The organism is Kineococcus indalonis, assembly GCF_009906395.1.
GTDB lineage: Bacteria > Actinomycetota > Actinomycetes > Actinomycetales > Kineococcaceae > Kineococcus > Kineococcus indalonis.
The window spans coordinates 1-9,616 of record NZ_JAAALM010000105.1; the positions used below are offsets into that span (position 1 = coordinate 1).

Genomic DNA, 9,616 nt, shown 5'->3' on the forward strand with positions numbered 1-9,616 from the left:
GCACCGCCACGCGCAGCGCCGCGGTCGCGGCTGCGCGGCCCCCGGCGGCGCTGTCGGCGACCGCGGCGCTGCGCGTGGCGGTGCGCCGGCGGGCGTTCTGGTTCCTGGCCGCGGGCTTCGCGGTGTGCGGGGCCAGCACCAACGGCCTGGTCGGCACGCACTTCGTGCCGGCCGCCCACGACCACGGCATGCCGGCCACGACGGCGGCCTCGCTGCTGGCCCTGGTGGGCCTGTTCGACGTGGCCGGCACGATCGCCTCCGGCTGGCTGACCGACCGGGTGGACCCCCGGCTGCTGCTGCTGGGCTACTACGGCCTGCGCGGGGTCTCGCTGCTGCTGCTGCCGAGCGTCCTGGCGCCGGACGTGCAGCCGGCCACGTGGGTGTTCGTGGTCTTCTACGGCCTGGACTGGATCGCCACCGTCCCGCCGACGGTGGCGCTGTGCCGGGAGCACTTCGGCGCGGCGGGGCCGGTGGTCTTCGGCTGGGTCTTCGCCGCCCACCAGCTGGGGGCGGCGGTGGCCGCGTTCGGCGCCGGGGCGGTGCGCGACGCCACCGGCGACTACGCGGGGGCGTTCGTGGGCGCGGGAGCGCTGTGCCTGCTGGCGGCGGTGGCCTCGCTGCTGGTCAGCGCGCGGCCGGCTCCGGGGCGGGCAGGGCGGCCAGCGCCCGGTTCTCCGCCGGCAGCCTGAAGCCGAGCAGCAGCACGGCGTTCAGCACGGTGAACACGAGCGCGGTGACCCAGCACGTGTGCACCAGCGGCAGCGCGACGCCCTCGAGCACCACGACGAGGTAGTTGGGGTGCTTCAGCCACCGGTAGGGCCCGCGCACCACCGGCGGCATGCCCGGCACCACGATCACGCGGGTGTTCCAGCGCGGCCCCAGGGAGGCGATGCACCACCAGCGCAGCACCTGGCTGGCCAGCGCCAGCACCAGCGCCGGCCAGCCCAGGGCCGGCAGGAACGGGCGGTCGGCGACGACGACCTCCGCCAGGCACGCCAGCAGCAGGCCGGTGTGCAGCACGACCATCGGCCCGAAGTGCCCGCGCCCGCTCTCCACCCCGCCGCGGGCGAAGGACCAGCGCGCGTTGCGGGTGGAGACGACCAGCTCGGCCAGCCGCTCCAGGCCGGTGGCCAGCACGAGCGCGCCGAAGAGCGCGACGCCGCTCACGCGGCGGCCCGCAGCAGGACCTGCTCGGTGCCCACGCCGGGTCCCACGGCCAGCACCAGGGCGTGCTCGCCGGGCACGCGCTCGGTGGCGGCCAGCACGTGCAGCACCGAGGAGCTGGAGAGGTTGCCGGCCTCGCGCAGGCACGTCCAGCTCGGGGCCAGGGCGCCGCGCGGGCCGCCGGGCAGGCCCAGGGCGCCGGCGACGGCGTCGAGGACCTTCGGCCCGCCGGGGTGCACCACCCAGCGCTCCACCGCGGCGACGTCCAGGCCCTGCTCGCCCAGCAGGGCGCCCACCTCCGCGCCCACCTCGGCGGCCAGCAGGTCCGGCAGGTCGGCGGCCAGCACGATGCTGAAGCCGGAGCTGCCCACGTCCCAGCCCAGCGAGCCGGCGGTGCCGGCGAACAGGCGGCTGCGCGAGGCGAGCACGTCCCAGCCGGGCGTGCCGGCGGCGCGCTCGGCCCCGACGAGCACCGCGGCGGTGGCGCCGTCGCCGAACAGGCCGCTGGCGACGAGGTTGGCGGTGGAGGAGTCCTCGTGCTGCAGGGTCAGCGAGCACAGCTCCACCGAGACCAGCACGCCCACCTGGTCGGGGTGCCCGGCCAGGTAGTCGTCCACGCGCGCCAGGCCGGCGGCCCCGCCGGCGCAGCCCAGCCCGAAGGAGGGCAGGCGCCGGACGGTGGGGCGCAGGCCGGCGCGCACGGCCAGCGCGGCGTCCAGCGAGGGGGCGGCCACGCCGGTGACGGTGGTGAACAGCAGGAAGTCCACCTCCTCCGGCTCCACGCCGGCGCCGGCCAGGGCGCCCTTGAGGGCGCGCTCGGCCAGGTCCAGGCCGACCTCGGCGAAGGCGGCGTTGCTGGCCGTGAAGGAGTCCAGCTGCGCGTAGCGCTCCAGCGGCAGCGCCAGGTGGCGCCGCTGCACGCCGCTGGCGGCGTGCAGGCGGTGCAGCAGGCGCCGGCGCGGGCCCTCCGGGGCCAGCAGCGGCACCAGCTGCGCGGAGACCTCCTCCTGCTCGTAGCGGTGCGGCGGCAGGACGGGTTCCACCGCGACGACCCGGGAGGTCGGGGGGCAGGTGCGGGTCGGCGCGGTGGGCGGCATGGGGCCGATGCTGTCTCAGAGGACCGACTCGTACACCTCGAGCGTGCGGCGGGCGATCGCGGACCAGCTGAAGGCCTCCACGGCGCGGCGGCGGCCGGCGGCGCCGCGCTCGCGGGCGCGGTCGGGGTCGGAGACGGCGTCGGCGAGGGCGGCGGCCAGGTCCGCGACGAACCGGTCGGGGTCCACGGGGGCGCCGGTGCCGTCCTGCACCTGCTCGATGGGCACCAGCCAGCCGGTGACGCCGTCCTGCACGACCTCGGGGATGCCGCCGGTGGCGGTGCCGACGACGGCGGCGCCGCACGCCATGGCCTCGAGGTTGACGATGCCCAGCGGCTCGTACACCGAGGGGCACACGAAGACGGTGGCCTGCGAGAGGTGCTCCAGCAGCTCCGGGCGGCTGAGGTGGCGGTCCAGCCAGACCACGCCGGAGCGGCGCTGCTGCAGCTCGGCGACCAGGCCGGAGACCTCCGCGGCGATCTCCGGGGTGTCCGGGGCGCCGGCGATGAGGACCAGCTGCACCTGCGCGGGCAGCTGGGCGGCCGCGCGCAGCAGGTGCGGCAGGCCCTTCTGGCGGGTGATGCGCCCGACGAAGACGACGCTGGGGCGGTCGGGGTCCACGCCGTTGGCGCGCACGAGGTCGCGGCCCTCCACGGGCGTCCAGTCGGCGGCGTCGATGCCGTTGTGCACCACGTGCACCCGCGCGGGGTCCAGGGCGGGGTAGCTGCGCAGGATGTCGGCGCGCATGCCGGCGCTGACGGCGACGACGGCGGCGGCGGCCTCGAAGGCGGTGCGCTCGGCCCAGCTGGACAGGGCGTAGCCGCCGCCGAGCTGCTCGGCCTTCCACGGCCGCAGCGGCTCCAGGCTGTGGGCGGTCACCACGTGCGGCACGCCGTGCAGCAGGGAGGCCAGGTGGCCGGCGGTGTTGGCGTACCAGGTGTGCGAGTGCACCAGGTCCGCGCCGGCGGTGCCGGCGGCCATGGGCAGGTCCACGCCCAGGGTGCGCAGCGCCGCGTTGGCGCCGGCCAGCTCGGCGGGCTCGCCGTAGGCGGTGACGCCCTCCTCGGGGCGGGGGGCGCCGAAGCAGCGCACGAGGACCTCGGGCCCGCCCTCGACGGCGCGCAGGGCCCGCACGAGCTCGGCCACGTGCACCCCGGCACCGCCGTAGACCTCCGGCGGGTACTCCCTGGTCAGCAGGTCCACGCGCATGATCGCTCCTCGTCTCGGCCGGTCGGCACCGGTGATCCTGCCCCTTGGCGCCCGCCGCCGGGGCGACGGGTCCCCGACGTGCTGGGGTGTTGCCCGGGCATCGTGGCGGTCGCGGCCCTATGGTGCCCCTCGTGGCTGCTCCCAACGTCCTCGCGATCGTCCTCGCCGGCGGGGAGGGCAAGCGGCTCATGCCCCTCACCGCCGATCGGGCCAAGCCCGCCGTGCCGTTCGGCGGCACCTACCGCCTCATCGACTTCGCCCTGTCCAACCTGGTCAACGCGGGGTACCGCAAGATCGTGGTGCTCACGCAGTACAAGTCGCACAGCCTGGACCGCCACATCTCGCAGTCGTGGCGGATGTCGAACCTCTTCGGCAGCTACATCGCCTCGGTGCCGGCGCAGCAGCGCGTGGGCAAGCGCTGGTACCTGGGCAGCGCCGACGCGATCTACCAGTCGATGAACCTCATCTCCGACGAGCGCCCCGACATCGTCGTCGTGGTCGGCGCCGACCACGTCTACCGGATGGACTTCTCCCAGATGGTCGAGGCGCACATCGCCTCGGGGGCGCCGTGCTCGGTGGCGGCGATCCGCCAGCCCATCTCGCTGGCCGACCAGTTCGGCGTCATCCAGACCGAGCCGGGCAGCACCCGCATCGCGCAGTTCCTGGAGAAGCCGAAGAACCCGCAGGGCCTGGCCGACTCCCCCCACGAGGTGCTGGCCTCGATGGGCAACTACGTCTTCGACGCCGACGCGCTCGTGGACGCGGTGACCCGCGACGCCGAGCGGGAGGACTCCAAGCACGACATGGGCGGCGACATCGTGCCCGACTTCGTCGAGCGCGGCCTGGCCGGCGTGTACGACTTCAAGGACAACGAGGTGCCCGGGGCCACCGACCGCGACCGCGCCTACTGGCGCGACGTGGGCACCATCGACGCCTACTTCGAGGCGCAGATGGACCTCATCTCGGTCCTGCCGGTCTTCAACCTCTACAACTACGAGTGGCCCATCATCGCCGCGCAGGACTTCTACCCGCCGGCGAAGTTCGTGCACGGCTGGCAGGGCACCTACGGGCACGCGGTCAACTCCATCATCTCCGCGGGCACCGTCGTCTCCGGCGCCCTGGTGGAGAAGTCCGTGGTCTCCCCGCGGGTGCGCCTGGACTCCTGGGCGCACGTCAGCGAGTCCGTGCTGATGGACAACGTGCAGGTGGGCCGGCACGCGGTGGTGCAGCGGGCGATCCTCGACAAGAACGTCGTGGTGCCCGAGGACGCGCGCGTGGGCGTGGACCCCGACGAGGACCGCGCCCGCGGCTTCACGGTCACCGACTCCGGCCTGACGGTCGTGGGCAAGGGGCAGACGGTCCCGCCGCACTGAGCCCGCGCCCGCCGGCGCACCGGCCCCCCCGCGCGCCCCTGTCGCCCGGGGGGGCCGGTGCGGCAGCATCCGTGCCATGACTTCCCCCGCACCCGCCGGCGACCGTCCGGTGCGCATCGGCGTCCAGCTCCAGCCCCAGCACGCGCAGTACCCCGCGATCCGCGCGGCGGCCGCGCGCGCCGAGGAGATGGGCCTGGACGTCGCCTTCAACTGGGACCACTTCTACCCGCTGTACGGCGACCCCGACGGCCTGCACTTCGAGTGCTGGACGATGCTGGCCGCCTGGGCCGAGGCCACCAGCCGCATCGAGATCGGCGCGCTGGTGACCTGCAACAGCTACCGCAACCCCGAGCTGCTGGCGGACATGGCCCGCACCGTCGACCACGTCTCGGCGCACGACGGCGGCACCGGCCGTCTCGTGCTGGGCATCGGCTCGGGCTGGTTCGAGAAGGACTACGCCGAGTACGGCTACGAGTTCGGCACCGCCGGCGGCCGGCTGGACAGGCTCGCCGAGGACCTGCCGCGCATCGAGTCGCGCCTGGCCAAGCTCAACCCGGCCCCCACCCGGCACATCCCCGTCCTCATCGGCGGGGGCGGGGAGAAGAAGACGCTGCGCCTGGTGGCCCGGCACGCCGACATCTGGCACGGCTTCGGCGACCCGGAGACCATCGCGCGCAAGCACGAGGTCCTCGACGGGCACTGCGCGGCGATCGGCCGCGACCCGGGCGAGATCGAGCGCTCGGCGGGCGTGGACGCCGCCGACAGCCCCGCCGAGAAGGGCGAGGCGCTGCACGCGGTGGGCACGCGGCTGTTCACGATCGGCGTCGGCGGCCCGGACTTCGACCTGGCGCCGCTGGCGGACTGGCTGGCCTGGCGCGACGAGAAGAACGCCGCCCGCGCCTGAGCCGGCAGCGGTCCGCCGCGCCCGGGACGGGCGCGGCGGACCGGTAGCCTCCCCGTCGTGCCCGGAACCCTCGACGACACGTCGCCGGGCCCCGTGCCCGGCACCGCCCCCGCGCTGCTGGTCACCGTCACGGGCGCCGACCGCCCCGGCGTGACCTCCGCGCTCTTCACGGCGCTGGCCGGCACCGACGCGGAGGTCCTCGACGTCGAGCAGGTCGTCGTGGGCGGCGTGCTGACCCTGGCCGTGCTCGTGGGCACCGGCGACCCGGCGGCGCTCACCTCCGCCCTGCGCGGCTGGGGGCGCCCGCACGGGCTGGAGGTGACCTGCACCGTGCGCGAGCCCGTCGCCCCGGCCGCGCGGCCCCGGCGGCTGCACGTGACGCTGCTGGGCGCCCCCCTGCTGCCCGCCGCGATCGCCCGCACCACCGCGGTGCTCGCCGAGCGCGGGGCCAACGTGGACCGGGTGCGGCGCATGTCCTCCACGCCGGTGACGAGCGTGGAGTTCGACGTGTCGGTGGACGCCACCGCCGAGGAGGTGCTGGAGCTGCGCCGGGCCCTGGCCGCCGAGGCGGGCCGGCACGGCCTGGACGCCGCCGTCTCCCCCGGCGGCCTGGCCCGCCTGGGCCGGCGCCTGGTCGTCATGGACGTGGACTCCACGCTCATCCGCCAGGAGGTCATCGAGCTGCTGGCCGCGCACGCGGGCCGCGAGGCGGAGGTGGCCGCCGTCACCGAGCGCGCCATGCGCGGGGAGATCGACTTCGCCGCCTCGCTGCGCCAGCGCGTGGCGTGCCTGGAGGGCCTGGACGTCTCCGTGGTGGAGCGGGTGCGCGAGGCGGTGGTGCTCACCCCGGGCGCGCGCACCCTGTGCCGCACCCTGCACCGCCTCGGCTTCACCCTGGCGCTGGTCTCGGGAGGCTTCCTGGAGGTCGTCGGCCCGCTGGCCGCCGAGCTGGGCATCGCGCACGTGCGCGCCAACCGGCTGCAGGTGGTGCACGGGCGCTTCACCGGCCGGCTGCTGGGGCCGGTGGTGGACCGGGCGGCCAAGGCGGTGGCGCTGCGGGAGTTCGCGGCGGCCGAGGGCCTGCCGCTGCACCGCACCGTCGCCATCGGCGACGGCGCCAACGACCTGGACATGATCGGCGCGGCCGGCCTGGGCATCGCCTTCAACGCCAAGCCGGTGGTGCGCGAGCAGGCCGACGCGGCCGTGAACGTGCCCTACCTGGACGCGGTCCTGCCGCTGCTGGGCATCACCCGCGAGGACGTGGAGGACGCCGACCTGGCCGACGATGCCCTCGCCGGCGGAGGCGCCGGGACGCGCTGAACGACCCCGGCCGCACGACCGCGAGGGGTCGTGCGGCCGGGGCCGGGCCCGGCGCGGGGGTCAGCCGCGCCGGCTGGCCCAGGTCGCCAGCAGCACCAGCACGACGACCACCAGGACCATCGCCCCGGCCAGCACGGCCAGCTGCCGGCCGCCGGAGGGCGGGCGCTCGGCGGGCACGGGGCGCCTCAGGACCCCATGGCGTGGAAGCCGCCGTCGACGTGGATCATCTCGCCGGTCGTGGCGGGGAACCAGTCCGACATCAGCGCCAGGGCCGCGCGCGCCGGCGGCTCGGTGTCGGTGACGTCCCAGCCCAGCGGGGAGCGCTCGCCCCAGGTGCCCTCGAGGGTCTCGAAGCCGGGGATGGAGGTGGCGGCGGTGGTGCGCAGCGGCCCGGCGGAGACGACGTTGACGCGCACGCCCTTCGGCCCCAGGTCGCGGGCCAGGTAGCGGGCGGTGGACTCGAAGGCGGCCTTGGCCACGCCCATCCAGTCGTACACCGGCCACGCCACGCGCGCGTCGAAGGTCAGGCCGACGACCGAGCCGCCGTTGGCCATCAGCGGCAGCGCCGCCACGGCGATGGACTTCAGCGAGTACGCCGAGACCTGCAGCGCGGTGGCCACGCTGGACCACTCGGTGTTGAGGAAGTTGCCGCCCATGGCGTCCTTGGGCGCGAAGCCGATGGAGTGCAGCACCCCGTCGAGGCCGTCGACGTGCTCGCGCACCCGGCCCTCCAGCGCGGCGAGGTCCTCCTCGCTGGTGGCGTCCAGCTCCACCACGGGCGCGGGCTCCGGCAGCCGCTTGGCGATCGTGGTGGTGATCTTCATCTGGCGCCCGAAGGACGACAGGACGACCTCGGCACCCTCCTCCTGCGCCACGCGCGCGACCGCGAACGCGATCGAGCGGTCGGTGAGCACTCCGGTGACGAGCAGCCGCTTGCCGTCCAGCAGACCCATGGGTTCCTCTCTCCGATCCTTCAGCTTCTGTCAGTGGCCCATGCCGAGGCCGCCGTCGACGGGCAGCACCGCGCCGTTGACGTAGCCGGCGTCGGCGAGGAACAGCACGGCCCGGGCGACGTCGTCGACGGCGCCGAACCGGCCGGCGGGGATGCGGCCCTTGTAGTCGGCCTGGGTGGCCTCGGGCAGCTGGCGCGTCATGTCGGTCTCGATGAAGCCGGGCGCCACGACGTTGGCGGTGATGCCGCGCCCGCCGAGCTCGCGGGCGATGGAGCGCGCCAGGCCCACCATGCCCGCCTTGCTGGCCGCGTAGTTGGTCTGCCCGGGCGAGCCGTACAGGCCCACCACGCTGGAGACGAAGACGATGCGCCCGCGCTTGGCGCGCACCATCCCGCGCACGGCGCGGCGCGCGCAGCGCCAGGCGCCGGCGAGGTTGGTGTCCACGACGGCGTCGAAGTCGTCGTCGCCCATGCGCATGAGCAGCTGGTCGCGGGTGACGCCGGCGTTGGCGACGAGGACCTCCACGGGCCCGTGCGCCTGCTCCACCTGCGCGAAGGCGGCGTCCAGCGAGGCGCCGTCGGTGACGTCGGCGCGCACCGCCAGCAGGCCCTCGGGCACCTCCCCGGAGCGGTGGGTCACCGCCACCCGGTCGCCCTGCGCGGCGAAGGCGCGCGCCACGGCCAGCCCGATCCCCCGGTTGCCGCCCGTGACCAGCACGCTGCGGGGCGTGCGCTCGGCGGCGGGGCCGCTCGCGGTCCCGGTCGCGGTGGTGGAGGTGGCGTCGGTCGTGGCGTCGGGCACGGGGAGGAAAGCTAACGCATCCGGCGGGTCCGCACCGGGCGCGGGTGTCGGGGGTCGGGCTTACCGTGGCCTGGTGCCTTCGCACCCCACCCGCACCAGCGGGACCCACGCCACGGAGGACCCGGGCGTCTACCGGATCACCGCCGCCCCCACCGCCCACACCGACGACCTCGGCGTGCGCTACCGCAAGTACGTCGTCTCGATGCTCGTGCGCACCGCCTGCTTCGTCCTCTTCGTGGTGGTGGACCACTGGACCCGCTGGCTGTTCGTGGCCGGCGCCCTCTTCCTGCCCTACGTCGCCGTCGTGCTGGCCAACGCCGGGCGCGAGTCCAAGGGCCCGCCCCCGGAGTCCTTCGCGGTGCCGGAGGTCCCCGTGCGCGACCTGCCGGCCGTCGAGGCGCGCATCACCTCGGTGCGCTCGCCCGGCGACGACGCCGGCCCGGGCGCGCAGCGCGGCCCCGCCGGGCGGGACTCCTGAGCGGCGCGCCGCGGGCGACCGTCGCCGCGGCCCCGGGCCGGTGCGAGACTGGCGCCGTGGACACTCCAGCCGTCCCCGCTGCGCCGCGCACGCTCGGCACCCGCGGGGAACCGGGGCACGAACCTCCGTCCGACCTGGTGTGCAGCGCCCGCGGCTGCACCTCCCCCGCCGACTTCGGCCTGTTGTGGAACAACCCCAGCCTGCACACGCCCGAGCGGCGCAAGACGTGGCTGGCCTGCGGGCAGCACCGCGAGCACCTGGCGCAGTTCCTCGGCGCGCGCGGCTTCCTGCGCGAGGTCGTCGGGGTCGACACCCTGCCC

Annotated in this window: 10 protein-coding genes and 1 pseudogene; 6 read left to right on the top strand and 5 right to left on the bottom strand. The window is 75.7% G+C overall.

Annotation, left to right across the window (positions count from 1 at the left end; genetic code table 11):
• Positions 1-689, top strand: a 689-nt coding sequence (locus GTR00_RS07495) for an MFS transporter (protein WP_166611007.1), incomplete at its 5' end; no start/stop codon positions are given.
• Here GTR00_RS07495 and GTR00_RS07500 read toward each other — a convergent pair.
• From GTR00_RS07500 to glgA, 3 genes are read right to left on the bottom strand one after another with little or no spacing between them, the layout of a single operon-like run.
• On the bottom strand, positions 625-1,167 hold the full coding sequence (locus tag GTR00_RS07500; RefSeq protein WP_166611008.1) for an isoprenylcysteine carboxyl methyltransferase family protein: 543 nt from the start codon (positions 1,165-1,167) through the stop codon (positions 625-627). The two genes, GTR00_RS07495 and GTR00_RS07500, sit on opposite strands and share 65 nt — an antisense overlap.
• The gene (locus tag GTR00_RS07505) at positions 1,164-2,261 is read right to left on the bottom strand and encodes a type III polyketide synthase (RefSeq protein WP_166611009.1); all 1,098 of its coding nucleotides are present in this window, start codon (positions 2,259-2,261) and stop codon (positions 1,164-1,166) included. Before GTR00_RS07505 ends, GTR00_RS07500 begins: the two co-directional genes overlap by 4 nt.
• 15 nt (positions 2,262-2,276) lie before the next feature.
• Positions 2,277-3,467, bottom strand: a complete 1,191-nt coding sequence (gene glgA / locus GTR00_RS07510) for a glycogen synthase (protein WP_166611010.1) — start codon at positions 3,465-3,467, stop codon at positions 2,277-2,279.
• A 131-nt stretch (positions 3,468-3,598) separates the two neighbouring features.
• On the opposite strand from glgA, the gene glgC reads away from it, so the two are divergent.
• The 3 genes from glgC (at position 3,599) to serB (ending at position 7,064) form a co-directional block, all read left to right on the top strand.
• Positions 3,599-4,840 (top strand): glucose-1-phosphate adenylyltransferase, encoded by a 1,242-nt coding sequence (gene glgC / locus GTR00_RS07515; RefSeq protein WP_323132313.1) that lies wholly within the window; start codon positions 3,599-3,601, stop codon positions 4,838-4,840.
• 76 nt (positions 4,841-4,916) lie between these two features.
• The gene (locus tag GTR00_RS07520; RefSeq protein ID WP_166611012.1) at positions 4,917-5,744 is read left to right on the top strand and encodes an LLM class F420-dependent oxidoreductase; all 828 of its coding nucleotides are present in this window, start codon (positions 4,917-4,919) and stop codon (positions 5,742-5,744) included.
• Between the two features lie 57 nt (positions 5,745-5,801).
• Complete coding sequence (gene serB / locus GTR00_RS07525; RefSeq protein ID WP_166611013.1) at positions 5,802-7,064, top strand: phosphoserine phosphatase SerB; 1,263 nt, start codon at positions 5,802-5,804, stop codon at positions 7,062-7,064.
• 185 nt (positions 7,065-7,249) lie between these two features.
• Here serB and fabI read toward each other — a convergent pair whose 3' ends face one another.
• Together fabI and fabG are read right to left on the bottom strand one after the other, a co-directional pair.
• Positions 7,250-8,017 (bottom strand): enoyl-ACP reductase FabI, encoded by a 768-nt coding sequence (gene fabI / locus GTR00_RS07530; protein WP_166611014.1) that lies wholly within the window; start codon positions 8,015-8,017, stop codon positions 7,250-7,252.
• A 30-nt stretch (positions 8,018-8,047) separates the two neighbouring features.
• Entirely contained in the window at positions 8,048-8,734 is a 687-nt protein-coding gene (fabG, locus tag GTR00_RS07535) for a 3-oxoacyl-ACP reductase FabG (protein WP_323132314.1), read from the bottom strand.
• Between the two features lie 157 nt (positions 8,735-8,891).
• On the opposite strand from fabG, the gene GTR00_RS07540 reads away from it, so the two are divergent.
• Together GTR00_RS07540 and GTR00_RS07545 are read left to right on the top strand one after the other, a co-directional pair.
• On the top strand, positions 8,892-9,296 hold the full coding sequence (locus GTR00_RS07540; RefSeq protein WP_166611016.1) for a DUF3099 domain-containing protein: 405 nt from the start codon (positions 8,892-8,894) through the stop codon (positions 9,294-9,296).
• 137 nt (positions 9,297-9,433) lie between these two features.
• Positions 9,434-9,616: pseudogene (locus GTR00_RS07545) on the top strand (hypothetical protein); the annotation flags it as partial.

Excerpts from the sequence above, each read along its gene's own strand:
- GTR00_RS07505 (WP_166611009.1), bottom strand. The coding sequence starts at position 2,261 with ATGCCGCCCACCGCGCCGACCCGCACCTGCCCCCCGACCTCCCGGGTC.
- glgA (WP_166611010.1), bottom strand. The coding sequence starts at position 3,467 with ATGCGCGTGGACCTGCTGACCAGGGAGTACCCGCCGGAGGTCTACGGC.
- GTR00_RS07520 (WP_166611012.1), top strand. The coding sequence starts at position 4,917 with ATGACTTCCCCCGCACCCGCCGGCGACCGTCCGGTGCGCATCGGCGTC.
- fabI (WP_166611014.1), bottom strand. The coding sequence starts at position 8,017 with ATGGGTCTGCTGGACGGCAAGCGGCTGCTCGTCACCGGAGTGCTCACC.